General features: G+C 63.6%; 27 protein-coding genes and 1 tRNA gene. 8 read left to right on the plus strand and 20 right to left on the minus strand.

Annotation, left to right across the window (positions count from 1 at the left end; translation table 11 throughout):
* Positions 1-70 precede the first annotated feature (70 nt).
* From ACMC5O_RS06630 to ACMC5O_RS06660, 7 genes are all read right to left on the minus strand, one after another.
* Positions 71-1,228: a copper resistance protein B gene (locus ACMC5O_RS06630; RefSeq protein ID WP_426693471.1), complete on the minus strand. Its 1,158-nt coding sequence runs from the start codon at positions 1,226-1,228 to the stop codon at positions 71-73.
* Positions 1,225-3,021 (minus strand): copper resistance system multicopper oxidase, encoded by a 1,797-nt coding sequence (locus ACMC5O_RS06635; protein WP_187709425.1) that lies wholly within the window; start codon positions 3,019-3,021, stop codon positions 1,225-1,227. Before ACMC5O_RS06635 ends, ACMC5O_RS06630 begins: the two co-directional genes overlap by 4 nt.
* A gap of 83 nt (positions 3,022-3,104) precedes the next feature.
* Positions 3,105-3,380, minus strand: coding sequence for a hypothetical protein (locus ACMC5O_RS06640; protein WP_187709424.1), 276 nt, complete (start codon positions 3,378-3,380; stop codon positions 3,105-3,107).
* A 48-nt stretch (positions 3,381-3,428) separates the two neighbouring features.
* On the minus strand, positions 3,429-3,785 hold the full coding sequence (locus ACMC5O_RS06645) for a hypothetical protein (protein ID WP_187709423.1): 357 nt from the start codon (positions 3,783-3,785) through the stop codon (positions 3,429-3,431).
* Positions 3,782-4,177 (minus strand): Cu(I)-responsive transcriptional regulator, encoded by a 396-nt coding sequence (gene cueR, locus ACMC5O_RS06650; protein WP_187709422.1) that lies wholly within the window; start codon positions 4,175-4,177, stop codon positions 3,782-3,784. Before cueR ends, ACMC5O_RS06645 begins: the two co-directional genes overlap by 4 nt.
* Positions 4,174-6,552 (minus strand): heavy metal translocating P-type ATPase, encoded by a 2,379-nt coding sequence (locus tag ACMC5O_RS06655; protein WP_426693472.1) that lies wholly within the window; start codon positions 6,550-6,552, stop codon positions 4,174-4,176. Before ACMC5O_RS06655 ends, cueR begins: the two co-directional genes overlap by 4 nt.
* A gap of 65 nt (positions 6,553-6,617) precedes the next feature.
* A tRNA-Gln gene (locus ACMC5O_RS06660) sits at positions 6,618-6,692 on the minus strand.
* 102 nt (positions 6,693-6,794) lie between these two features.
* Between ACMC5O_RS06660 and ACMC5O_RS06665 the strand changes: the two genes are divergently transcribed.
* Positions 6,795-7,133, plus strand: coding sequence for a DOPA 4,5-dioxygenase family protein (locus tag ACMC5O_RS06665; protein ID WP_187709420.1), 339 nt, complete (start codon positions 6,795-6,797; stop codon positions 7,131-7,133).
* A 4-nt stretch (positions 7,134-7,137) separates the two neighbouring features.
* Here the strand turns inward: ACMC5O_RS06665 and ACMC5O_RS06670 are convergent, their stop codons facing one another.
* The 10 genes from ACMC5O_RS06670 to ACMC5O_RS06715 all read right to left on the minus strand — a co-directional run bounded on the left by ACMC5O_RS06670 (position 7,138) and on the right by ACMC5O_RS06715 (position 15,271).
* Complete coding sequence (locus ACMC5O_RS06670) at positions 7,138-8,247, minus strand: branched-chain amino acid aminotransferase (protein ID WP_187709419.1); 1,110 nt, start codon at positions 8,245-8,247, stop codon at positions 7,138-7,140.
* 27 nt (positions 8,248-8,274) lie between these two features.
* Positions 8,275-9,108, minus strand: coding sequence for a pyrroline-5-carboxylate reductase family protein (locus tag ACMC5O_RS06675; protein WP_426693517.1), 834 nt, complete (start codon positions 9,106-9,108; stop codon positions 8,275-8,277).
* A gap of 1 nt (position 9,109) precedes the next feature.
* Positions 9,110-9,619, minus strand: coding sequence for a YbjN domain-containing protein (locus ACMC5O_RS06680; protein ID WP_187709865.1), 510 nt, complete (start codon positions 9,617-9,619; stop codon positions 9,110-9,112).
* 2 nt (positions 9,620-9,621) lie between these two features.
* Entirely contained in the window at positions 9,622-9,921 is a 300-nt protein-coding gene (locus tag ACMC5O_RS06685; RefSeq protein ID WP_187709417.1) for an accessory factor UbiK family protein, read from the minus strand.
* A gap of 129 nt (positions 9,922-10,050) precedes the next feature.
* Positions 10,051-11,070, minus strand: a complete 1,020-nt coding sequence (locus tag ACMC5O_RS06690) for an aspartyl protease family protein (RefSeq protein WP_426693473.1) — start codon at positions 11,068-11,070, stop codon at positions 10,051-10,053.
* Positions 11,071-11,151: 81 nt separating this feature from the next.
* Positions 11,152-11,658, minus strand: a complete 507-nt coding sequence (locus tag ACMC5O_RS06695) for a TspO/MBR family protein (protein ID WP_222949969.1) — start codon at positions 11,656-11,658, stop codon at positions 11,152-11,154.
* Positions 11,651-12,364, minus strand: coding sequence for a TlyA family RNA methyltransferase (locus tag ACMC5O_RS06700; protein WP_426693474.1), 714 nt, complete (start codon positions 12,362-12,364; stop codon positions 11,651-11,653). Before ACMC5O_RS06700 ends, ACMC5O_RS06695 begins: the two co-directional genes overlap by 8 nt.
* 20 nt (positions 12,365-12,384) lie before the next feature.
* Positions 12,385-14,310, minus strand: coding sequence for a 1-deoxy-D-xylulose-5-phosphate synthase (dxs, locus tag ACMC5O_RS06705; protein ID WP_187709414.1), 1,926 nt, complete (start codon positions 14,308-14,310; stop codon positions 12,385-12,387).
* 73 nt (positions 14,311-14,383) lie between these two features.
* Positions 14,384-14,854, minus strand: coding sequence for a Fur family transcriptional regulator (locus ACMC5O_RS06710; RefSeq protein WP_187709413.1), 471 nt, complete (start codon positions 14,852-14,854; stop codon positions 14,384-14,386).
* A 57-nt stretch (positions 14,855-14,911) separates the two neighbouring features.
* Entirely contained in the window at positions 14,912-15,271 is a 360-nt protein-coding gene (locus ACMC5O_RS06715) for a MerC domain-containing protein (protein WP_426693475.1), read from the minus strand.
* Positions 15,272-15,401: 130 nt separating this feature from the next.
* Here ACMC5O_RS06715 and ACMC5O_RS06720 point away from each other — a divergent pair, with 130 nt between their 5' ends.
* Positions 15,402-16,463 carry a COX15/CtaA family protein gene (locus tag ACMC5O_RS06720; RefSeq protein ID WP_187709411.1) on the plus strand — a complete coding sequence of 354 codons (1,062 nt, stop codon included), beginning with the start codon at positions 15,402-15,404 and terminating at the stop codon, positions 16,461-16,463.
* Positions 16,460-16,789 (plus strand): divalent-cation tolerance protein CutA, encoded by a 330-nt coding sequence (gene cutA / locus ACMC5O_RS06725; protein ID WP_187709410.1) that lies wholly within the window; start codon positions 16,460-16,462, stop codon positions 16,787-16,789. Before ACMC5O_RS06720 ends, cutA begins: the two co-directional genes overlap by 4 nt.
* Here the strand turns inward: cutA and ACMC5O_RS06730 are convergent.
* Positions 16,786-18,084 carry a sugar MFS transporter gene (locus ACMC5O_RS06730; RefSeq protein ID WP_187709409.1) on the minus strand — a complete coding sequence of 433 codons (1,299 nt, stop codon included), beginning with the start codon at positions 18,082-18,084 and terminating at the stop codon, positions 16,786-16,788. The two genes, cutA and ACMC5O_RS06730, sit on opposite strands and share 4 nt — an antisense overlap.
* 77 nt (positions 18,085-18,161) lie before the next feature.
* Positions 18,162-19,061, minus strand: coding sequence for an ROK family protein (locus ACMC5O_RS06735; RefSeq protein ID WP_187709408.1), 900 nt, complete (start codon positions 19,059-19,061; stop codon positions 18,162-18,164).
* Between the two features lie 66 nt (positions 19,062-19,127).
* Here ACMC5O_RS06735 and ACMC5O_RS06740 point away from each other — a divergent pair, with 66 nt between their 5' ends.
* Together ACMC5O_RS06740 and ACMC5O_RS06745 are read left to right on the plus strand one after the other, a co-directional pair.
* Positions 19,128-19,733 (plus strand): LuxR C-terminal-related transcriptional regulator, encoded by a 606-nt coding sequence (locus ACMC5O_RS06740; protein ID WP_343070233.1) that lies wholly within the window; start codon positions 19,128-19,130, stop codon positions 19,731-19,733.
* Positions 19,734-19,862: 129 nt separating this feature from the next.
* A complete protein-coding gene (locus tag ACMC5O_RS06745; protein WP_426693476.1) occupies positions 19,863-20,063 on the plus strand; it encodes a DUF378 domain-containing protein in 201 nt (66 codons plus the stop codon).
* 3 nt (positions 20,064-20,066) lie between these two features.
* Here the strand turns inward: ACMC5O_RS06745 and ACMC5O_RS06750 are convergent, their stop codons facing one another.
* Positions 20,067-20,546 (minus strand): PilZ domain-containing protein, encoded by a 480-nt coding sequence (locus ACMC5O_RS06750; protein WP_187709407.1) that lies wholly within the window; start codon positions 20,544-20,546, stop codon positions 20,067-20,069.
* 254 nt (positions 20,547-20,800) lie between these two features.
* Between ACMC5O_RS06750 and rplM the strand changes: the two genes are divergently transcribed.
* The 3 genes from rplM to ACMC5O_RS06765 all read left to right on the plus strand — a co-directional run bounded on the left by rplM (position 20,801) and on the right by ACMC5O_RS06765 (position 22,748).
* Positions 20,801-21,280 carry a 50S ribosomal protein L13 gene (gene rplM, locus ACMC5O_RS06755; protein WP_187709406.1) on the plus strand — a complete coding sequence of 160 codons (480 nt, stop codon included), beginning with the start codon at positions 20,801-20,803 and terminating at the stop codon, positions 21,278-21,280.
* Positions 21,280-21,831 carry a 30S ribosomal protein S9 gene (gene rpsI / locus ACMC5O_RS06760; protein WP_187709405.1) on the plus strand — a complete coding sequence of 184 codons (552 nt, stop codon included), beginning with the start codon at positions 21,280-21,282 and terminating at the stop codon, positions 21,829-21,831. The genes rplM and rpsI overlap by 1 nt, the downstream gene beginning before the upstream one ends.
* 125 nt (positions 21,832-21,956) lie before the next feature.
* Positions 21,957-22,748, plus strand: a complete 792-nt coding sequence (locus ACMC5O_RS06765) for an SDR family NAD(P)-dependent oxidoreductase (protein WP_426693477.1) — start codon at positions 21,957-21,959, stop codon at positions 22,746-22,748.
* The last annotated feature ends 13 nt before the right edge of the window (positions 22,749-22,761 follow it).

Consider the following 22,761-nt stretch of genomic DNA (forward strand, 5'->3'; position numbering starts at 1 on the left):
GGCAGGCACACTTGATCATGCCACCCGCTGTGGCAACCCCTCGGAGGGCATTCTCTTCAAGCGCCGGTACTTAGAACCAGGTCCTGAGGCCGGCCACGAACTGCCAGCCACCAGGACTTTCGCCATCCTGCGTGCGAAATCGCCGGGTGTCGCCGAACGCGCGTTCGTAGTTGACGCCGACATACGGGGCGAACTGGGGCACGATCTGGTAGCGGAGCCGCAGACCGAGCTCGGCCGAGGAAAGGCCCGATCCGATTTGCTGGCGCGGGATATCCTGCGCTGCAAAATCGAGTTCGACGCGAGGCTGGAGGATGAGCTTCTGGGTCAGTCGCATGTCATGCTCGACCTCGACTCGTGCGGTGACGTCGCCCTTGTCCGAGAGGAATGCGGCCGCGTCGACCTCGATCCAATACGGCGCGAGACCTTCGACGCCGAGGACGAGATGCCCGCGCGTATCGGGCCGCGCATCAAAACGCGCTCCGGCCTGGAGATTGAACCACGGGTCGATCGCATGGCTCCAGAGTGCCTGGAACTCGGCCTGCTCTGCCTTCCGTCCGTACTCGCCTTCTATCTCGGTCTTCAGCCACAGCTTGTCGATGTCGCCGCCGTACCAGGCTTCGGCGTTTAGATAGTAGCCGTCGCGCCCTCTCCGGGCGCGCGTCTCTAGCTGATCGATCAGCAGCTTTGACGCCGGCATGCTTCCATGCTCGCGCAGGAGCACCGCGCGCGAGGAATCCATCGCCCCATGCCCCCAGACCGTGTCCGCCGCATACTGGGGACCGCTGAGAGCCTCGGGCGGAGGCGGTGCGACCGGCGGTTCGGCCGCCATCGCCGTCATGTCGTGACCTGCATGGGCATCCGGCGTCGCGGATTGCTCTGTCGGCATGACATGGCCGGCGTGAGGATCGGTCTTCGACGTTTCAGCGGGCATCTCCATGCCGGGCATGCTCGACATGTCGTGCCCTGCATGCGAGTTCGCCGCGGGCTTTTCGACTGCCTTCTTCACGGTCTTCTTTGGGGCCGCCTTCTTCGGCACCGCCTTCTTTGCCGTTTTCTTCTTCGCGGTTGTCTTTTTGGCCGCGGCCTTCTTGGCGGCTGGCTTCTTCTTTGCTGCGGGCTTGGACGGCATCGGCATCGTCATGCCGGGCATGTTGTGCCCCGTGTGCTGTGCCAGGGCCGGCGATGACGCGAGCGCCGATGCGGCGAGGAGCAGGATCAGGCGCTTCATGCCGCCTCTCCTTCCAGTGGCCGGATCTTCACAACGCGCATCATCCCCGCGTGCATGTGGTAGAGCAGGTGGCAGTGAAACGCCCAATCGCCCGGTGCGTCCGCGGTCATGTCGAGATCCACGTAGCCGCCGGGTAATACACGCACGGTGTGCTTCAGCGGCTGATTGGCGCCGTGACCATTCACCAGCTGCCAGAAATGCCCATGGATGTGCATCGGATGAGTCATCATCGTGTCGTTTATGAGCCGCATCCGCACCCGCTCGTTGCGCGCGAATCGGTACGGCTCCGGGTTCTCGCTCAGCTTCTCGCCGTCCATCGACCACATGAAACGTTCCATGTTGCCGGTCAGATGGATGTCGATCCGGCGCGTCGGCGGGCGCTGATCGTGAAACGGCTTCAGCGCCACGAGATCCCTGTAGGTGAGAACCCGGTGGCCGACATTGTCGAGGCCGATGCCCGGATCGCCGGTGCGGTCCATCGGCATCGGGGCGATCATGTCGACCCCTACGCCGACGGGGAATCTCACCTTGGACTTGTCGCGCATCTTCATGTCGCCGTGGTCCATCGGCGCGCCGGGCACAGGCACGCTTCCATGTCCCATCGCCGAATGATCTATTGCGCCGGTGCTGCCATGCCCCATGGCCGAATGGTCCATGGGCTGGGCCGAGGCGCCGTGATCCATGCCCATGTCCTTCATTCGAAGGATCGGACGTTCGCGAAGGGGTGGGACTGTCGAGCGCATGCCTTCGCGCGGAGCGAGCGTCGCGACGCCCATGCCGGACCGGTCGATCGTCTCGGCGACAAAGGTGTAGGCACGGTCTGAGGGCTGGACGATCACGTCGTAGGTCTCTGCATTGCCGATCTGAAGCTCGTCGACCTCGACGGGCCGGACGTCGGTCCCGTCGGTCGCAACGACCGTTATCGGCAGGCCGGGGATGCGCAGGTTGAAAATCGTCTGCGCGGCCGCATTGATGATCCGCAGTCGGACCCGCTCGCCGGGATGGAAGAGACCCGTCCAGTTTTCTCCGGGCGTGTGGCCGTTGATGAGATATTTGTAGGCGGCCGCGGTCACGTCCGAAACGTCGGTCGGGTCCATCCGCATCCGCGCGAACATGGCGCGTTCCTCGGCCGTCAACGGATTACGGCCCTTCATCCTGTCTTCGAGTGTCAGCTTCTGCCGGTTGAAGACACCAGGCTGCTTCTTCAGCTGGGTAAACAGCGCGTGCGGGTGGAGGAAGGTCCAGTCGGACAGCAGGATCACATGCTCGCGATCGTAAGCAACCGGATCCGGGCCGGCAGGATCGATAATAATCGGCCCGTAATGTCCCACCTGCTCCTGCAGGCCGGAATGGCTGTGATACCAGTAGGTGCCGGACTGCCTGACCGGGAATTCGTAGACGAAGGTCGAGTGCGCCTTGATCCCGGGGAAGCTGACGCCCGGGACCCCGTCCATCTGAAACGGCACGAGCAGCCCGTGCCAGTGGATCGACGTGTCCTCGCCCAGCTGGTTGTGCACCGCGATCCGGACGTTCTCACCTTCCTTGAGGCGAACGAGGGGGCCCGGGATCGTGCCGTTCATCGCGACGGCGAGTCCGACGCGGCCGTCAACGTTGAACGAATGCGGCGCGACCGTGATCGCCAGGTCGTTTCCGGCAAGCGTGCCGCTTCCTTTTGCAGCAGTGACGCCGGGGCTCATGCTCATGGCCCAGGCCGGAAAAAGTCCGGCCACGCTGGCGGCGGCCGCGCTGCCGGCGAGAAACGTCCGCCGGTTGAGTAATGTCAGTTCATTCATGAAAATGTCCTCGCCCGACGAGCGGGCGTCGATCCTGTTCCCTGGAAAGGTGGCGCCGCCCGCGTGGAGCGGCGCCTCTTCGATTAGTGGGCGTGGCCTTCGTGGGCCTGCGCGGACGCGTCGGGCGCTGCCGTCTTGGCATCCGCCTTCTTGTCCATGCATTCCATCTTGCCGTCCTTGCCCTTCATCTTCTCACAGCACTCCTTGCAGTCATGCTTGCCCTGGCTGTGCTGGCTATGGTCCATCTGTCCCATCTGGGAATGGCCCATCTTGGAATGGTCCATCTGGGACGACGGAGCGGTCTGGGCTGCGACCGGTGCGGCAATAATGAGCGCGATCGCGCCAATAAAAGTCTTCATGTGAAATTCTCCAAATGCTGTGTTGGATCGAAAACTGAGAGTCAGTCTTCAGGCCAGCCTTGGAGGGGGTGTCGCGATCTCGGGTTTGGTGTCGGAAAGGGCGTTCATCGCAGAAATGCGCGCGGGCGCCTGCGGCTTGAGTTCGGGGACTGCCGTCGGTTCGATCGCAGGCAGCGCCGCGCAAGCTGCACAGTGCATGCTCATCTTGGCCGGCGCGTCGGCCGGCTTCTGATGTTCGTCGCAATGGCCGGCAGCGGCGGTGGAAGCAGTTGCCGCCACCGCAGGCGCGCCTGTCATGCCAAGAGGCATGAACGCCAATGCGATCAGCATGATAAGCCTGAGGAGCGCCGCGGGCATGCGGGCGACATAGGCCCCGCCAGCTTGCGCGGCAATGACCAGGGTCATTTTCCGTCTCCCTCGAGCCCGCCGAGGATCGGACAGTCCGGTCGGTCGTCGCCATGGCAGCGAGCGGCCAGATGCTCGAGCGAACGGCGCATCTCGTCGAGCTCCTTTGCCTTCCTCTTCAGCTCGGCTGCCCGCGATAAAGCGAGCTGCTTGACGTCCGCGCTCGACCGGTGCCGGTCGTTCCAAAGCCCCAGGAGCGTGCGGATTTCCTCGATCGGGAAGCCCAGATCGCGGGCTCGACCGATGAACCGCAAGGTATGGACATCGCGTTCGTCATAATCCCGGTATCCGGAATCTCGCCGCGATGCCGCGGGGACGAGACCGATCTTCTCGTAATGCCGGATCATCCGCTGACTGACGCCGGATGCGATCGAGGCCTCACCGATCTTCACAGCCGGGCGCTCCTCAATCGCAAGGAATTGCCGATGACCGCGACTGAGCTGAAGGCCATCGCGGCCCCAGCGATGATCGGCGACAAAAGCAGGCCGAAAGACGGATAAAGGACTCCGGCGGCGATAGGCACGCCCGCACCGTTAAAGACGAACGAAAAGAACAGGTTTTGCCGGATGTTGCGCATCGTTGCGTGGCTGAGGCGGCGAGCGCGGACGATTCCGTTCAGGTCGCCCTTCACCAGGGTCACCGCTGCGCTTTCCATGGCGACGTCGGTTCCGGTCCCCATTGCGATGCCGACATCGGCCGCGGCCAGCGCGGGGGCATCGTTAATGCCGTCGCCAGCCATTGCGACACGGCGCCCTTCGCTGCGAAGCTTTTCAACGGTTGCCTGCTTCTGATCGGGGAGCACCTCGGCGGCGACTTCGTCGATGCCGACCCGGCGGGCGACGGCTTCCGCCGTTCGGCGATTGTCGCCCGTCATCATGACCAGGTGAATTCCCTCGCGCTGTAGATGGGCGACGGCTTCGGCGGCGCTGGGCTTGATGGGGTCCGCGACAACGATGAGGCCGGCCGCACGGCCGTCGATGGCGACGAACATGACGCCCTCGCCCTCCGACCGATGTTCATTCGCTAAGACCTCAAGCACGGTGACGTCCGCTCCGAGTTCCGCGAGCAGGACATTGTTTCCGAGGGCGACCTCTCGGCCGTCTACTGTCCCGGAAACGCCCTTGCCCGTGTGGCTCTGAAAATTCTGGGCCGCCGGCAGGTCGAGGCCGCGCCCCTCAGCACCTTCAACAATCGCCGCCGCAAGCGGATGTTCGCTGCCCCGTTCGAGGGCGGCAGCAAGACGAAGCACCTCGCGATCCTCGAATCCGCTTTCCGCTTTGACGGTGACGAGCCTGGGCTTGCCAAGCGTCAGGGTCCCGGTCTTGTCGACGACGAGTGTGTCCACCTTTTCCATCAGCTCGAGCGCCTCGGCATTCTTCACCAGCACGCCCGCCGTCGCTCCGCGGCCGGTACCGACCATGATCGACATCGGAGTTGCTAGGCCAAGAGCACAGGGACAGGCGATGATCAGCACGGCGATCGCGTTGACCAAGGCGTGGGCAAGACGCGGCTCGGGGCCGACGAAGCTCCAGACGACGAACGCGATGACAGCCACCAGCGCAACGCCTGGAACGAACCAGGCGGAGACCTTGTCCGCGAGCGCCTGGATCGGAGCGCGCGATCTCTGCGCTTCAGCCACCATGCGCACGATCTGGGAGAGCATAGTGTCGCGGCCGACGCGCTCAGCCCGGACGAGCAGGCTGCCCGTCCCATTGACCGTCGCTCCAACGACCTTGTCGTTCGCGACTTTCTCGACCGGCACGGGTTCGCCGCTGATCATGGATTCGTCGACCGAGCTGTGGCCCTCGACCACGATCCCATCGACGGGCACTTTCTCACCGGGGCGGACGCGCAAGAGGTCGCCGACATGGACGTGCTCTAGCGGAATATCCTCCTCGCTGCCGTCGTCGTGGACCTTGCGGGCTGTCTTCGGAGCAAGTCCGAGCAAGGCGCGGATAGCCTTGCCGGTTGCCGACCTAGCCCTCAACTCGAGCACCTGTCCGAGCAGCACCAGGGTCGTGATGACCGCGGCAGCTTCAAAATAGACCGGGACCGACCCGCCCATGGTCTTCAGCGACGCGGGGAATATCTCGGGCACCAGTGCTGCAACGACGCTGTAGCCGTAAGCAACGCCGACCCCGAGCCCGATCAGCGTGAACATGTTGAGATTGCGCGACTTCAGCGATGACCAGAACCGCTCGAAGAACGGCCATCCGCCCCACAGGACGACGGGCGTCGCGAGCGCAAGCTGCACCCACACGAGCGTCCGCATCGGCATGATTTCCAAGCCGAACAGCTCTGCCGCGATGACCAGCACGGCAAGTGGCACGGTGAACGCGGTGCTGGCCCAGAAGCGCCGGGTCATGTCGATCAGCTCGGGGTTCGGCCCCTCCTCGAGGCTTGGCTCGAGCGGCTCGAGCGCCATGCCGCAGATCGGGCAGCTTCCGGGACCGTCGCGACGGATCTCCGGGTGCATCGGACAGGTCCAGATCGTACCCGCAGGGGCCGAGACCACCGGACTATGGCCGGTCGGGTTCAAATAGGTGTCCGGGTTCGCTCTGAACTTCTCCAGGCAACGCGCGCTGCAGAAGTAATAGGTGCCCTCACCGAGCTCGAATCTGTGCTCAGCGGTCGTCGTATCGACCGTCATCCCGCACACCGGGTCGGTCACGAACTTTCCGTGGTCGCCCGCCGCAGCGTGGTGGTGATGTTCGTGCGCATGATGGCACTCGGCCATGACGCATTCCTCGCCTTCTCGACTCGTCATGTGGGCGCTTTTGGACCTTGACACAATGTCAGGGTCAAGAGCGCCGAGTTCGGCGATATTCGTACTGGCTGGGGCGGCAGGATTCGAACCTGCGAATGCCGGTACCAAAAACCGGTGCCTTACCACTTGGCGACGCCCCAGCAGGCGGCCCGTCGATGCGGGGAAGCGCGCTTATACCCGCCGCTTCTCCCAAGGGAACCCCAAGCTTAGCCTTTGGCTCCGCCTCTGCTAAATGGCGCGCCATGAACGCCATCCGCGACTTTCACGCCCACATCTATTTCGATGCGGACCAGCTCGACCGCGCTCAAAAGCTTGCCGAAGCTGCCCACGCAAAGTTCGGCGTTCCAGTGGGGCGCTTCCATACGAATCCCGTCGGTCCCCACCCTCGCGGAAGCTGCCAACTCACGGTGCGTCCGGAGCAATTTGGGGATTTCGCGCAATGGATGGCCCTCCACCGCAACGGGCTGACGATCTTCGCGCACACCAGCACCGGCGAGGACTTCGCAGACCATACCGAGCATGTGATCTGGTTCGGCCCGAGCGAAACACTCGACCTGTCGATCTTCGCCGAAGCGCTCTAGCGGATCAGAGTACCCGCTCGGTCCAGCCGTACGGGTCGGGAGCATGGCCGCGCTGGATGTCGACCAGTGCCGAGCGCAGGCGCATGGTCAGCGGGCCGACCGACTGACCGCCGATGGTGAACTCGCCGTCCACGCCTTTTACCCGTCCGATCGGCGTGACGACCGCGGCGGTTCCGCAGGCGAAGGCCTCCGTCAGCCGTCCGCTTTCGGCATCCGCCTTCCACTGCTCGATCGAATAAGGCTCCTCGCGAACCGGCGCACCCATGTCGCGAGCCAACGTCAGCAGGGAATCGCGGGTAACCCCGTGCAGGATGGTGCCGTCCAGCGGCGGGGTCCGGATCGATCCGTCGTCGAAGACGAAGAAGACATTCATTCCGCCAAGCTCTTCGACCCAGCGCCGCTCGATCGCATCCAGAAAGACGACTTGGTCGCATCCATTGCGGATCGCTTCGGCCTGCGCGATCAGGCTGCCGGCGTAATTGCCCCCGCACTTCGCTTCGCCGGTCCCACCGGGCGCAGCTCGCACATATTCCCGCGTGACCCAGAGCGACACGCTCGGCGCATTGCCTTTGAAGTAGGCTCCGACCGACGATGCGATAACGGCGTAAATGAACTCAGTCGAAGGCCTCATCCCAAGGAACGAGCCGTTCGCAATCATGAACGGGCGAAGATAGAGGGAACCGTCTTCCGTCTCCGGAATCCATTCCCGGTCCGCACGCACGAGCCCACGAACGGATTCCAGGAACATCTCTTCCGGCAACGGCGGCATAGCCAAGCGAATGGCCGATTTGGCGAACCGGCGCGCATTTGCGTCCGGGCGAAAAAGCGCGACGCCGCCGCCCGGCCTGCGATACGCCTTCATGCCCTCGAAAATTTCCTGGGCGTAATGAAGTACCGGCGACGCCGGATCCATTTTGAAAGGATGGCGGGCGGTGACACGCGCGTCGTGCCAGCCCTTGCTCTCATCATATTCAATGATCGCCATGTGATCGGTGAAAACCCGGCCGAAACCCGGATCGGCGAGGAGCTTGGCGCGCTCGTCCGCCGGAACGGGCTTCGTCGTGGGTTCGAAGGCGAGACGGCTTTTATCTTCCACGTAAAGTTCGCCGATCATGTCATGGCCCCTGTTAGGCTTTGGCGACTAGGACGGTGAGTTCTCGTCGGCAAGCTGAGTGCCCTTCGCTTCCGCTGCGAGTTCGCCGGCACGACGCGAAGCTGCGGCGGTTGTCAGCGAAACGAGCTTGTCGAGCACATCATCCCGGCCAAGCACTGCGAGTCCGGCCGCCGTCGTGCCGTCCGGGCTCGCGACGCGTTCGACGATCTCGCCCATTGTCTCCCGCGTTGAGGCGGCCATCCATGCCGTTCCGAGCACCGTTTCCAGCGCAATCGTCGAGGCCGTCTCGCTCGACAGGCCGCGATCGACGCCCGCCTTCGTCAAAGCGTCGATGAACTTCGCAACATAGGCCGGTCCGGCGCCAGCGACCGAGCCGATCGCCACGAGATTGGCCTCGGTATTGGTCCACATTGCAAAACCTAGCAGTGCGAACAGCTGCGACAGCTCGTCATGCACCTCGCCCGGCAGATCGTCGCCGTACAGCGCGACCACGCCGCGACGCACCGAGACGGGAAGGTTCGGAAGTGCCCGGACGACCGCTCCGGCGGTCCAGAATTTCTCGCGCAGTGTCGCAACTTCGACACCGACAAGGATAGACACGACCACGGTCTGCGCGGTCAGGTGCGCTGAAAGCCGGGTGACGACATCGTCCAACTGCTGCGGCTTGCATCCGAGGATGACCAGCCGCGGCGGCGGGCCGGCCTCGGCATAATTCGTGATGACTCGAAGACCTTCGACAGGCTTGCCGCTCGGGCGAATGACGACAGCATCGCTCAGGTCGGCGCCGGCAGTGCGCCAGCCTTCGATCATTGCTCCGGACATGTTTCCGCAGCCGATGAACCAGATCGGTTTCAGTACCAGTTTAAGCCTCCCCGTGGGTGTCGATCAGGGCCGCGGCGATGGCTTCGCCCGGCGATTTCCCGCCCCAGAGTACAAACTGGAAGACGGGGTAGAAGCGCTCGCATTCCTCGAGAGCGGCTTCGATAATGGCTTCCGCCTGGTCGAGGGTAAATCCATCGCTTTCGCGCGTGTCCAGGATGGTCGCGTGACGGAACACGACCAGGCCGGAGCCCGACCACATCTCGAAATGGCCGAGCCACAGCTGCTCATTGATGAGGCCCAGGCTCTCATAGATCGCCGAGCGCTTCTCCGGTGGCACCTTGATGTCCGGGAACGCCAGAAACTGCAGAACCTGATCTTCCGGCCGCCAGACGCCGCGAAGCTCGTACTGGGTCCAGCTACCGGTCGCAGACGCTACGATTTCGCCTTCGCCAGAGCGTTCGCACGCCCAGCCGCGAGCCTCGAAATATTGGTCGAGAACTTCAATCGGAGCGCCGTCGTCGCGCTCTTCCTGGGCCTCTTCGTCGCTCAGGTTCACGCCTCCGGGCTGCCCTTCGGCCTCGGCGCTCTCTTGGTGCTGGCAGCCGCAGGAGTCGCCTTCGCTTCCAGAGCGGCGATCCGGGCCTTCAGGGCCTCATTCTCGTCGCGGGCAGCCGCGGCCATCGCCTTTACAGCCTCAAACTCGTCACGGCCGACGAAATCGGCACCGGCCATCCATTCGCGCGCCTTCTCCCGCACGGACGCTTCGGCCTCGCGGCCTACTCCGGCCATGGTTCCGGCAACGCCGTTCACCATTTTCACGAAGTCGTCGAACAGCTTGTTCTCGGACTGCATACTAGTCTCCTCCGCCCCGTCAGATGGGCTCAGCTACGCATTTAGACAATGGAACGCGCCGCCTGCAGGAGGCGCGAAGCACATCGACGTCAAATAGGGAAGCCCGAATGCGCCCGCCAGAGGGCGGCGTCAGCGAAGTGCAGCTACCATCCTGGTCTGGAGCGCGCCCTCTTCGGGTAGGACGACCTTCAGCTTCTTGCGATAGAAATCGATCGATACGCGGTCGAAACTCCGAAGGGCATTCATGCCGAGGAGAAGCGCCGGCTTGTCGTTGAGGCCGAGCCGCTTGAACGCGTGCGAGTCCGCAAAGACGATCGGAAGCTTTTTGAGCGTGATGCCGCCCACGGTGAGCTCCCGAACGATCGTATATTCGCCCGCCAATTTCTCGCCGGTCACGGATTGCAGCTCGACCGGTCCCGTCCTCTTCACACTCCCGCGGCTAAGCTTTCGCCGGAGCGCCTCATTTCCGATCGAAATCTGCGCACCGGTATCGACCACCAGCGTCAGGGGAGTGGACTCAGCGCGAGCCTGGGTCAGGATCAACCTGCCGTTCTTCACGCGCGCGGTGACAACGATAGTATCCTTGTCTTCACGAACGTAAGTCTCGGAAGGAACGATCGTCAGAGTCTGCTTCTTGAAATCGAACAGGACGCGCTGCGAACGAAGCGAGTCCAAGCCCAGGATGCCGTCGGCGCCGATATGCGCGGAATCAAGGAGTGCCGCGTTGACGTTCTTCACCTGTTTCGCCGCGACATCGAGAACCGAAACGTTTGCAGTCTCGATGTCCGAAGCGCCGGTCACGCTATGAAGGACCACGTGATCGCGATCGTGAAGACTTAGGCGTTGGGCCAGCTCCGACGAGATCGCAGTCCGATCGGCGCCCGTATCGACCAAGAAACGGTACGGCCCGGCCCCGGCGACGCGAACCGGCACGGTCATCCTGTCGTAATCGTCACGATTGAACTTTAGCTTCGTGGCTTGGGTGGTGCTGTCGACCTGATCCGACTGGGCGATGGTCTCGTATTGCTGGGTCCGGACGGGAGAAACGGGAGCCTCGACCGCAGCAACCGGTAATTTCATCGTCTGCGCCGCCACTGGCAGCGCCGTCCCGAGGAGAAGTAGTCCTGCAGCAGGTAGGAGTCTCATCATCCCGCACCCTTCTTTGGAAGGGCGCTTATACCATGAATGACGGACCGTGCGGGATATTCGACGAACGTCGTCCTGGCGCGGCTAAACGCTAGCGCCTGGATTGAGCCGGCCGATTGCGGAATTGAGCGTCGCCGCGAAGCAGAGCCAAAGCAGGTACGGCACCATCAGGTAACCAGCGAGCGGCCGGATCCGGCGGAACTGGCCCGCGGTGAAAGCGGCGAGCGCTGCCATCACGACAATTACGCCAAGTGCGATCTGGATCGCGTGTGCCGCGAAGAAAATCGGCGACCAGGCGAAATTGAGCGCCAACTGCGCGAAAAAGGCCAACAGTGCGTTGCGGCGGCGGTCCGACGGCGGTTCGACCAGGATCAGGGCAAGCGCGATCCCGAGCAGTGCGTAGAGGATCGGCCACACCACGCCGAACGCCCAGCCGGGCGGCATGAAGAACGGCTTTGCGAGGCTGTCGAACCAGGGATTCCCGAAACCGGAATTGGATAGCCAGCCGCTGGCGGACCCGGCAATTATGATCGCCGGAACCGTGACAAGTGCGATCTTCCACCATTCTCGACGCTCGACAGCTTCAGCCATTCTTCTCCGCCCCCAGCAGGAACTCAATATTGCCTTCGGGCCCGGTGATCGGGCTTGGTGTCACGCCAAGCACGGTCCAGCCTTGGGACTCAACCCAGCCTTTGGCCTGTGCACAAACGCGCTCGTGGACTTCCGGGTCACGAACTACACCACCTTTTCCGACATCTTCTCGACCTGCTTCGAACTGAGGTTTCACCAGAGCGACCAACTTGGCACCCGGCCCGACAAGCTTGAGCGGCGCTTCGAGGACCTTCGCCAGCGCAATGAAGCTAGCGTCGCAGACGACGATGTCGATCGGCTCCGGAACCTGGTCGGCGGTCAGGAAGCGCGCATTGGTCTGCTCGTGGACGACAACCCGCGGGTCCTGCCGAAGCTTCCACGCCAGCTGATTAGTGCCGACGTCGATCGCGTAGACCTTGGCCGCACCGCGCGACAGCAGGACGTCCGTAAAGCCACCAGTCGACGACCCGACATCGAGCGCCACCGCGCCGCTCACGTCGAGGCAGAAGTGCGCCAGCCCGTGATCGAGCTTGATACCTCCGCGTGAGACCCAAGGATGGTCTTTACCGCGCACTTCCAGCGGCGCGTCCTCGGCGAGCATATCGCCCGGCTTGGCGAGCTTCCTCTCCCCACTAAACACCGCTCCAGCCATGATCAGCGCCTGAGCCTTGGTACGGCTGTCGGCGAGCCCGCGGCTCACCAACAACTGATCGGCGCGGACCTTGGCTACGCCCGCACCTCTTCGACGCCGGCGCTGTTCACGCGAAGCGCCTTGAGCACCATCTCGACGATATGCGGGGCGTTTAGGTGCGCCTCGTCATATTGCTTCTCGGGCTTGTCATGCTCCTGGAAGGCGTCGGGCAGGCGCATCGTGCGGATCTTGAGCCCCGCATCGGTCAGGCCTTCGTCGCTGGCCATCGTCAGGACATGGGCGCCAAGTCCACCGATCGAGGCTTCCTCGATCGTCACCGCGACTTCGTGCGTCGTCAGGAGCTTGCGGATCAGCGCCTCGTCAAGCGGCTTGGCGAAGCGCAGGTCCGCCACGGTCGTCGACAGACCCTTGGCCTCAAGCTGATCGGCCGCCTTCTCCGCCTCGGCCAGACGCGTTCCGAGCGACAGGATCGCGACCTTGCTGCCCTGGCGGACGATCCGTCCCTTGCCGATCTCCAGCGCCTGCGGGGTTTCCGGAAGCGCAATCCCGCGACCCTCGCCGCGCGGATAGCGAACCGCGATCGGCCCGCTGTCGTGGAGCGCCATGGTGTGAACCATGTTGACGAGCTCCACCTCGTCCGCAGCGGCCATCACCACGAAATTCGGCAGAGTGCAGAGATAGGCGAGATCGAAGCTACCGGCGTGGGTCGCACCATCAGCGCCGACGAGGCCAGCGCGGTCCATCGCGAAACGAACCGGCAAATTCTGGATCGCCACATCGTGGACGACCTGGTCGTAGGCGCGCTGAAGAAAGGTCGAGTATATCGCGACGAACGGGCGCATGCCCTGCGCCGCAAGCCCGGCGGCAAAAGTAACACCATGCTGCTCGGCGATACCGACGTCGAACGCCCGCTCGGGATGAGCGGCCGCGAATTTGTCTACCCCGGTTCCGGAAGGCATCGCAGCCGTAATCGCGCAGATTCGGCTGTCGGTTTCGGCCAGCTTGGCGAGGGTTTCGCCGAAAACGTTCTGATAGGACGGAGGACCGCCGCCGGGTCCCTTATCCTGCTTGCCGGACACGACGTCGAACTTGACGACACCGTGATACTTGTCCGCTGAATTCTCCGCCGGACCGTAGCCCTTGCCCTTGTGAGTGACGACATGGACCAGCATCGGCCCGATATCGGCGTCGCGGACGTTCTCGAGGACTTCGACCAGCGCCTCGACGTCATGCCCGTCGACGGGGCCGACGTAATAGAAGCCTAATTCGTCGAAGAGCGTGCCGCCCGTGAACAGGCCGCGCGCATATTCTTCGACGCGACGTGCCGTGCGATGGAGCGGCTCCGGCATGGCGCGGGCGAGTTTCTGCGCCAACTTGCGAGGAGCAAGATACTTGCTCGAGCTGACCAGCCGCGCGAGCGCGTTGCGCAGACTTCCGACCGGCGGCGCGATCGACATGTCATTGTCGTTTAGAATGACAACCAGCCGGTTGCCGGCCGCAGCGGCATTGTTCATCGCCTCGTAGGCCATGCCTGCGCTCATCGCCCCGTCGCCGATGACCGCGATCGCCTTACCGGATTGGTGGGCTAGCTTATTGGCGATGGCGAAGCCGAGAGCCGCCGAAATGGACGTCGAGCTGTGAGCCGCACCGAAGGGATCGTATTCGCTCTCGCTCCGCCTAGTGAAGCCGCTGAGCCCTCCGCCTTGGCGAAGCGTACGGATGCGGTCTCGCCGACCGGTCACGATCTTGTGCGGATAGGCCTGGTGTCCAACGTCCCAGATCAATTTGTCGTCGGGCGTGTTGAAAACATAGTGCAGCGCGACCGTCAGCTCGACGACGCCCAGGCCCGCGCCAAGGTGACCGCCCGTCACGGAGACGGCGGAAATGACTTCCTGTCGCAGCTCATCGGCAAGCTGCGAAAGCTTTTCCCTGTCGAGCTTGCGGATGTCTGCGGGATACTGAACCGTATCGAGCAACGGTGTTTCTGGCCGGTCGGACATGGAACAGGCCTTATCCGGAACCCGAAACCTTGTCACGAACGAGTCCCATTCTCAGCAATTGCTCAGAAAATGCTCAGCTGCGGTCATCCCCGCAGTCGCCGCAGGTTCCACGGACCTCGATCACCGGCCTGGCGGATGAGAAGCCGGCGCTTGCAGCCGCCTTCCTGACCCCACCCGAGAGCGCATCGTCGTCGATGTGCACGGCCTGTCCGCAAGTGTCGCAGATCAGGAAGATGCAGTCGTGCAGGCAGTCCGGATGGGCGTTGGCGACATAGGCGTTGGCGCTTTCAACCCGGCGGGCCAAGTTCGCGCCGACGAACAGGTCGAGGATACGATAGACGCTGTTCGCTGCGACCCGCCGCCCCTGCTTGCCGGAGACGGCCTCGGCAATGTCATAAGCGCTTGCCGGACGGTCGAACCCTGCCAGGGCCTCGAACACCGCGGCCCGCATGTCGGTCCACTGCTCGCCGCGGCTGGTCAGCTGCTCGCGCGCCGCTTCCGTCAGCGACTCGCCTTCGTGCAAGTGGTGGTGATGCGCGCCCATAGGTAGGGGAAATAGTCCTCGGTTGGTGAGGCCGCAAGGCGGCCCGCTCCTAATCGCCTAGTCCGCAGCGATGCTGTTGAGCTGATGCCCGAGCGCAAGAATGCCGACGCCGATCACCGTGGTCAGCGCTTCCGATCCATTGTGCGGCAGGGTCAGCGCACCGCCCATCACGCCAAGACCCAGGCTTCCGACCGCACTCGGCATCATGAAGCCGTGCTCGATGATTCCTCGTCCAAGCGCAAAAGCACCGACAATCATCGCCAGGCCGAGGCCCGTCTCGTGTATCAGCGGCGATCCGAGGAACCCGCCGGCTGCCGAAAGCATCCCGAGCAGGATAGCGGTGGCAAGGCAATGGACGAGGCAAAGGCCGGATAGGCCAATGGCCATCCGGTCCAATCCGCGTGTCTGAACTGCCATTGCCATCGGGCGAGAATATAACGCGCCATTCGTCAGGTTACAACATTACATAGAGAGAATCTCGACGGGGTGGATCGGCGCAACCGAAGCACTTGGCAAAGCTCTCCGGCCGCCCGATACGCCCCCGCAAATGGACTCGACCCTCACCGCATCCCGCGAGCAGGCTCTGCCGACGAAGCGGCCGCTAGCGATCTCCAACTGGCTCCTGGCCGTTGCCGCCCTGGTCTTCCTGATGGTCGTCGTGGGCGGGATTACCCGCCTCACCGAGAGCGGCCTCTCGATTACCGAGTGGAAGCCCGTCTCCGGCGCGATTCCGCCGCTGAGCCACTCCGACTGGCAGCACGCTTTCGACCTTTACAAGCAGACGCCGGAATATTTGGAGATCAACGGGCCAGCCGGAATGACGCTTGCCCAATTCAAGTTCATTTTCTTCTGGGAGTGGTTCCACCGGTTGATCGGCCGCCTCATTGGCGTGGCCTTCGCTGTTCCCCTGATCTGGTTCGCGGCGAGGCGGGCCATCCCGCGAGGCTATGGGTGGAAGCTGGGCGGCCTTTTCGTGCTCGGCGGGATGCAAGGCGTATTGGGCTGGTACATGGTCATGTCCGGGCTCGTGGATCGCACCGACGTCAGCCACTTCCGGCTCTCGGCGCACCTTCTCCTAGCCTTCGCGATCATGAGCGCCCTGATCTGGGTAGCCCTCGATTTGCGACTTCTTGCGCGCACGGGAGAAGACCGCCCTGCCCACTTCACCGGCGCTGCATTCGCAACGATCGCTGTCCTCTTCATCCAGCTCCTGTTCGGGGCCTGGGTCGCCGGCCTCAATGCGGGGCAGGTCGCCAGCGACTGGCCGTTGATGCAGGGGCGCATCTTCCCGGAAGGTGTGGATTGGTCGAACGGCGCGTTCTTCGCGCTCACGCATGACCCATTCTTCATTCACTTCATCCACCGCTGGTGGGCCTGGGTCGTCGTCGCGGCGCTCGTGATCTTCGCGCGACGGATCAAGCCACGTGAGGGCGGGCGGTCCGCGTCGATCGCCATCCATTCCGCCTTCGGGACGCAGATCCTGCTGGGTATCCTGACGGTGCTCACCGGCGTTGCGATCTGGCTCGCGGCCCTTCACCAGGCCGTCGGCGCGCTCGTGCTCGCCTCGACGGTCTGGGGCGCGCATGTGCTGGGACGCCGCGAGAAATGAGCGTCGTCTCGGTCTACTGTGTCTTCGCCAGTGTAGAGGAGGCCGAGCGCATTGGCCGGACCGTCGTCGAGGAGCGTCTGGCGGCCTGCATCAATATCCTTGGACCCTGCCGTTCGATCTACCGTTGGCAAGGCGCTGTTGAGACTACGGAAGAGACGCCGGCGATCCTCAAGACGACCGTAGAGGCCGCCGACGCGCTGATTTCGCGCATCGCCGGCCTTCACAGTTACGAGGTGCCGTGCATCGCCGTCTGGCCAATCGACAAGCTTCTGCTCAGCTATGCCGAATGGGTCGAGCAGAGCATCGGCTTGGTCGGCAACGCCTAGAGCGGCTCGATCGGGGTCTCGACCCCGGTCGGATGGGCAATGCGGGCCCGACCCGCCGAAAGCGCGAAGAACAGCAGGATGCCGTAGCAGATCGCCGGAACGATCAGCGCCGTGACATAGTCCGTGTTCTGCGAGACGAGACCTACGAGCGGCGGAATTGCCGCGCCGCCGATGATCGAGAAGCAAAGGAACCCGGACGTCGCTTCTTCCGACGCAGTCGACCGTTCCAGCGTGATCGTGAAGATCACCGGGAACATGATCGAATTGAACAGGCCGATCGCCAGTGCGACATAGCCGGCGCTAACGCCGCCTACCGCGAAGACGTAGACGCACATGGCGCAAGCCATCCCGGTAAAGACCGCGAGCAGTCTCGGCGCCGGAACCTTCGTCAACAGTCCTGACCCGACAAGCCGGCCGACCATCGCACCGCCCCAATAGAGGCTGACATATTTGGCGGCATTCTCGAGCGGGATACCCCAGACGCGATCGCTGTTGAGGAAGAAGGACATCTGGGTCCCGATCGCCACCTCAGCTCCGACGTAGAGGAAGATGGCGAGCCCACCGAATAATGCCCAGTTCGACGAAGTCGCGTCGCGGAAGGTGGCAGCGACGCCTCGGCGTGCGGTCTCCTGGGGTGCCGCGGGAGCGGAAGCGCTGATCACCTTGCGGCCCATCCAGATTATTACGCCGACCAAGATGATCAGGCCTGCAATCCAGAAGAAGGCTCGGTCGATTCCGGCCAGCGACTGTGCGCGCACCTCGTCGGTGAGGACCGCGCCATGCTTCACCTCGACGCCCTTCAGGAACAGTACCGCACCGAGGTACGGGCCGATGAAGGTGCCGAGGCTGTTGAAGGTCTGGCTGAACGTCAGCCGGAAGTGGCTGCGATCTGGCGGCCCAAGCGCGGCGGCCAGCGGGTTCGCGGCGACCTGCAGGATCGTGATACCGCTAGCGAGGACGAAGAGCCCAAGCAGCACAAGCTCGTAGACGGCGATGTTCGCAGCGGCGAGCATGATCATGCATCCAGCGACCATCAGCGCCAAAGCGATCAGGACGGTGCCGACGGCCTTCCTTCTCGAGAGCAGGACCGCGGCCGGGAGGCTCATCACGCCGTAGGCGATAAAGAATGCCGACGCGCTGAGTTGGGCCTCGACGTCACTGAGCTGGAAGATGCCCTTCACCGCAGCGACCAAAGGGTCGACCAGCGAGGTGATGAATCCCCATGCGAAAAACAGGCATGTGACGATCGCATAGGCGCTAGTCACTGTTGCCGAACGGCTATCGGTCTGCGCCACTCGTCGCTCTCCCTAACTGATGGCGGCGCCTTGGTGGCAGCTAAGGACCGGTGTCACAAGCCCGGAAGTCTCGGATTTCAGCGAGCGGCTGCGGCGTCCATTGCAAGCGCGATCGATCCCATCGGTCCGGCTTGCGCGCCGAGTCCGGGAGCGACCACGTAATCGGCGCGAGGCAGGTCGACATAGTCGCCGAGGCTATCGACGAGCGCCTTCTGGACTCGCGGAAGCAGATGCGGCTGGCGCTCCAACACGCCTCCGCCGATCGCAATCCGCTCCGGGCAAGCGGCGCAGACGAGCGTGTGACAGAGCTGAGCAAGGGCGCTCACCACACTTTCCCATACCGGATCGTCCTCGGCGATCTCGCCGATATGCCGCGACTGGAGCCTCGCCTTCAGTGCCGTTCCGGAGGCCAGGCCCTCGACGCACGCGCCATGGAAGCTGCACGCGCCCGGCCAATCGTCGCCCGGCAGCCTCACCGGCCGTACATGCCCGAGCTCGCTATGGCCGAACCCGCGCGGTGGAAGCCCGTTGACGATCAGCCCGACGCCGATACCCGTTCCCACTGTGATGTAGGCGAAGTCGTGAAAGCCCCTGCCCGCGCCCCATTTCATCTCAGCAAGAGCCGCGCCGTTCACGTCCGTATCGAAAGCGACGCTCGTCCCAGCCGCGCGAGCGAGCCGCTTCGCGACGTCCGTGTTTGACCATGCCGGCTTCGTCGTCTTGGTAATGTAGCCGAAGGTCGCGGATTCCATGCGCAAGTCGACCGGGCCGAAACTGTTGACGCCGAGTGCCGCGATGCCACCCCCGGACCATTCGCGCAGCAAAACCTCGATCGCTCCAAGCGTCTCGCCCGGCGTGGTGGTCGGCACGGTTTCCTGTCGAAGGATGTCGTTAGGTGAGTTTGCGAGCGTGCAGACGCATTTCGTCCCTCCAAGCTCGACTCCGGCGAACGGTAATCCCGCCAATGCGTTCTCCATGACGACTTCCACCTTTGAACAGCAACGCTACACTCCTATTGAGGCGCGCAACAACGAGGAGCCATTTTGGCCGAGGGCCATCGACAGTTGATCGAGACGGTCGGCGCATCGCCGCTGGCGATGGTCGTCAGCAACCCGCGCCTCCCGGACAATCCCATCGAAGTCGCCAACGCGGCCTTCTGCAATCTCACCGGTTATGCAGAATCCGACATCGTTGGGCGCAACTGCCGGTTCCTCGCCGGCGAAAGCACCGAGCCATGGGTGACCGGAGAAATCCGCGCTGCGCTTCGCGATCGACGGCCGCTCCTTGTCGACATCCTGAATTACAAGAAGGACGGCACGCCGTTTCGCAATGGCGTGATGATCACGCCCTTGTTCGACGCGGAAGGCGGCCTTGCCTGGTTTCTCGGCTCGCAAGTTGACCTGGGAGAACCCTCGGCGGATCGGTTGTCAGGGCGCCGCGGAAGGGCCGCGGCGCTGGTTGCCGATCTCCCGCCGCGCCAGAAGGAAGTGCTCGAATCCATGGCTCGCGGCCTGCTCAACAAGCAGATCGCCTGGGAAATGAAGATCAGCGAGAAGACGGTGAAGATGCACCGTGCTCTCCTGCTCGAACGCCTCGGCGTGGCAACGTCAGCGGAAGCTATCCGCATCGCCGTGGAAGCCGGACTCTAGCTGCTCGTACGGCTGAAAGTCCGTATCGCTTCAGCCCCGCCGCCAGCCTACTTCCGACCAGTAAAAGGGCGTCCGGCGCATTTGGTCCCTCCTGAGCGCCGGGCGCCCGACTTCGAAAAGGATTCCCCCATGCGCGCCATCAACACCATCACCCTGCTCTTGCTGATTATCGGCGGCCTCAACTGGGGCCTGGTCGGCCTGTTCGGCTTCGACCTCGTTGCGACCATCTTTGGCGAGATGTCGGTGCTCAGCCGGATCGTCTACGTACTAGTGGGCGTCTCCGCGATCGCGCAAATCGTCCCGCTCATCAGGGCCGGCGACCAGCGCTAGCCCCTATCCGAGCGCGGAGCTGATCTGCAACATCGGCGCGGCGAGTGCCTGCTCGACCGCGCCGAAAGCCGTCATCGCCAGCGCGCCTGCGATAAGCGCCAGGCAGGCAAACTCCATCGCCCGGCCTGCCATGCGGCTATGGTCGTGTTTCTGCTGAGCAGCCCGCGGCGCACGCCGGCGCTCGACCGGCTGGCCCGCACCAACGCGCGGCGCCGGCGCGGAATTGTCGTTTACCAATGCCCTTATGAAAATCGCATCCTGTGAGCGGAGTCCGGCGCGATGGCCCTTTGCCCAGACGACCCTCGCAACGATCGACTGGGTTCCTCGGCAAATCTCGACATAAGTCCCGCGGGACGGCGGCTCCGAAGTCTGGATCCCTAGACCGTGCAGGGACAGGTTGACGATGCAGACGTCGTTCCAGGAGGCGTCGCTACGCATCCTGGCTTTGACCATCACCTTCTGCCGCTCTTCGCGAGGCTTCATCGACACTGCTTCCGCCGCGCGCCGTTCCCCCCTTGGCGCGGCAACACGCGCCGGAGAATTAAGCCCGCAGCCAACTTCGCATGCTTAAGCATTCCTCCGTTCCGGAGCAGGTTGACTATAACGATCCGGTATTATTTTACCCGTCGCCAAACAGGCGGATTTGCTTGACGAATTTGGCCTCTGCTGCCATTGGCCGCTCCGACGGCGGCGCCATTTGGGTGCCGCTTTCCCGTTTTTGAAAAGAGGCAAACGCCATGAAGGCGCTGATGAAGACGACCAAGTCGGCCAAGCCGGCCGAGGTCGAGAAGAAGTGGCACCTGATCGATGCGGACGGGCTGGTTGTCGGCCGCGTCGCGACGATTATCGCCAATATCCTGCGCGGCAAGCACAAGCCGAGCTACACCCCGCACGTCGATTGCGGCGACCATGTCGTCGTCATCAACGCGGACAAGGTTCGTTTTACCGGCCGCAAGCTCAGCCAGAAGATCTATTACAAGCACACCGGTTATGCCGGCGGCATCAAAGGCATCACCGCGGGCAAGGTCCTCGAGGGCCGTTTCCCCGAGCGCGTGCTCGAGAAGGCGGTTGAGCGCATGATCCCGCGCGGCCCGCTTGGCCGCGACCAGATGCGCGCTTTGCATCTCTACAACGGCACCGAGCATCCGCACGGCGGCCAGGACCCGCAGGTCCTCGACGTCGCGTCGATGAACCGCAAGAACAAGGTGGGCGCATAATGTCCGACAATCGCCAGTCCCTTTCCGATCTCGCCGAGTTGACCGGCCAGCAGGCTGCCCAGCCCGCGCCGGCTCCGTCTGCAGAAGCTCCGGCTGAAGCCGCTGCTCCGCCGCCACCTCCGGTGCAGGCCGAGACGCCGCTTCGCGAGCAGCAACTCGACAAGTTTGGCCGCGCCTATGCGACCGGCCGCCGCAAGGACGCCGTTGCGCGTGTCTGGCTGAAGCCGGGCTCGGGCAAGATCGAGGTCAACGGCCGCGACCAGGAAGTCTACTTCGCGCGCCCGACGCTTCGCCTGGTCATCAACCAGCCGTTCGACATTACGGACCGCAAGGGCCAGTACGACGTCGTCATCACCGTCAAGGGTGGTGGCCTCTCGGGCCAGGCCGGCGCTGTGAAGCACGGCATCGCCCAGGCGCTCAGCCGCTTCGAACCGGCGCTCCGCACGACGGTCAAGCAGGCAGGCTTCCTGACCCGCGATCCGCGCGTCGTCGAGCGCAAGAAGTACGGCCGGGCCAAGGCACGCCGCAGCTTCCAGTTCTCGAAGCGCTAGTCGCTACGGCAGCAGTCAAGCGAAGGGCGGTCCGGACTTTCCGGGCCGCCCTTTTCTTATGCGCGTTTAACTGTGCTAATCCGCGTCGCCCAGTTGCGTAGGGTCCACATCAAGGAGCTACGCTCATGCCAAGCGACCGTAAGAACTTGCAGCGCCTGGACGGTAAGTGCGCGGTCATCACTGGCGCGACGGGCGGGATTGGTGAAGCGACCGCCAAACTCTTCCTCGACCTTGGCGCGAAGGTCATGCTCGTCGGCCGCAACGGCGACAAGCTGGCCGAGACGTGCGCAAGGCTCGGCGAAGGTGCGAATTGCTCCACGGCAATCGCGGATTCTACCGACGAAGCCGCGATCGCGGCCGCTGTGAACGCGACCCTGCAGCAGTTCGGCTCACTCGACATTCTGGTCGCGAACGCCGGGACGGAAGGCGTCCTTAAGCCGATCGAGGCGCTCAGTGTCGAGGATTTCGAGGAGGTCCTCAGGGTCAACGTAATCGGGGTCTGGCTAGCGATGAAATATGCCGCCCCAGCCATGAAGGCGGCCGGGAAAGGATCGATCATCGCCCTATCTTCGATCGCGGGCGTCATCGGCTTTCCTGCGATGGCCCCCTACATCGCGAGCAAGCACGCCGTCGCGGGGCTCGTGAAGACCGCGGCGCTGGAGTTAGGCTCCTCTAACGTCAGGGTGAATGCTGTCGCTCCCGGCCCCATCGACAATCGAATGACCCACTCGCTCGCGGATCAGCTTTCGCCCGGCGACGAGAAAGGATTCCGCTCCTTCGTCGAGGAGAAGATCCCCATGGGCCGATACGGCACCAACGAGGAGATCGCGCATCTCATCGCGTTCCTGGCGAGCGATGCCGCAACCTATTGCAGCGGCGGCCTCTACCTGGCGGACGGAGGCTATGTTGCGGGCTGACATTGGGCCTCGT

Source organism: Sphingomonas sediminicola (genome assembly GCF_049991885.1).
Taxonomy (GTDB): Bacteria; Pseudomonadota; Alphaproteobacteria; order Sphingomonadales; family Sphingomonadaceae; genus Sphingomicrobium; species Sphingomicrobium sediminicola.

Bases quoted from the DNA above. Each gene is read 5' to 3' on its own strand.
- ACMC5O_RS06630 (WP_426693471.1), bottom strand. From the start codon at position 1,228: ATGAAGCGCCTGATCCTGCTCCTCGCCGCATCGGCGCTCGCGTCATCG.
- ACMC5O_RS06635 (WP_187709425.1), bottom strand. From the start codon at position 3,021: ATGAATGAACTGACATTACTCAACCGGCGGACGTTTCTCGCCGGCAGC.
- ACMC5O_RS06640 (WP_187709424.1), bottom strand. From the start codon at position 3,380: ATGAAGACTTTTATTGGCGCGATCGCGCTCATTATTGCCGCACCGGTC.
- ACMC5O_RS06645 (WP_187709423.1), bottom strand. From the start codon at position 3,785: ATGACCCTGGTCATTGCCGCGCAAGCTGGCGGGGCCTATGTCGCCCGC.
- ACMC5O_RS06655 (WP_426693472.1), bottom strand. From the start codon at position 6,552: ATGACGAGTCGAGAAGGCGAGGAATGCGTCATGGCCGAGTGCCATCAT.
- ACMC5O_RS06665 (WP_187709420.1), top strand. From the start codon at position 6,795: ATGAACGCCATCCGCGACTTTCACGCCCACATCTATTTCGATGCGGAC.
- ACMC5O_RS06670 (WP_187709419.1), bottom strand. From the start codon at position 8,247: ATGATCGGCGAACTTTACGTGGAAGATAAAAGCCGTCTCGCCTTCGAA.
- ACMC5O_RS06685 (WP_187709417.1), bottom strand. From the start codon at position 9,921: ATGCAGTCCGAGAACAAGCTGTTCGACGACTTCGTGAAAATGGTGAAC.
- ACMC5O_RS06690 (WP_426693473.1), bottom strand. From the start codon at position 11,070: ATGATGAGACTCCTACCTGCTGCAGGACTACTTCTCCTCGGGACGGCG.
- ACMC5O_RS06695 (WP_222949969.1), bottom strand. From the start codon at position 11,658: ATGGCTGAAGCTGTCGAGCGTCGAGAATGGTGGAAGATCGCACTTGTC.
- dxs (WP_187709414.1), bottom strand. From the start codon at position 14,310: ATGTCCGACCGGCCAGAAACACCGTTGCTCGATACGGTTCAGTATCCC.
- ACMC5O_RS06710 (WP_187709413.1), bottom strand. From the start codon at position 14,854: ATGGGCGCGCATCACCACCACTTGCACGAAGGCGAGTCGCTGACGGAA.
- ACMC5O_RS06715 (WP_426693475.1), bottom strand. From the start codon at position 15,271: ATGGCAGTTCAGACACGCGGATTGGACCGGATGGCCATTGGCCTATCC.
- ACMC5O_RS06720 (WP_187709411.1), top strand. From the start codon at position 15,402: ATGGACTCGACCCTCACCGCATCCCGCGAGCAGGCTCTGCCGACGAAG.
- cutA (WP_187709410.1), top strand. From the start codon at position 16,460: ATGAGCGTCGTCTCGGTCTACTGTGTCTTCGCCAGTGTAGAGGAGGCC.
- ACMC5O_RS06735 (WP_187709408.1), bottom strand. From the start codon at position 19,061: ATGGAGAACGCATTGGCGGGATTACCGTTCGCCGGAGTCGAGCTTGGA.
- ACMC5O_RS06745 (WP_426693476.1), top strand. From the start codon at position 19,863: ATGCGCGCCATCAACACCATCACCCTGCTCTTGCTGATTATCGGCGGC.
- ACMC5O_RS06750 (WP_187709407.1), bottom strand. From the start codon at position 20,546: ATGAAGCCTCGCGAAGAGCGGCAGAAGGTGATGGTCAAAGCCAGGATG.
- rplM (WP_187709406.1), top strand. From the start codon at position 20,801: ATGAAGGCGCTGATGAAGACGACCAAGTCGGCCAAGCCGGCCGAGGTC.
- rpsI (WP_187709405.1), top strand. From the start codon at position 21,280: ATGTCCGACAATCGCCAGTCCCTTTCCGATCTCGCCGAGTTGACCGGC.
- ACMC5O_RS06765 (WP_426693477.1), top strand. From the start codon at position 21,957: ATGCCAAGCGACCGTAAGAACTTGCAGCGCCTGGACGGTAAGTGCGCG.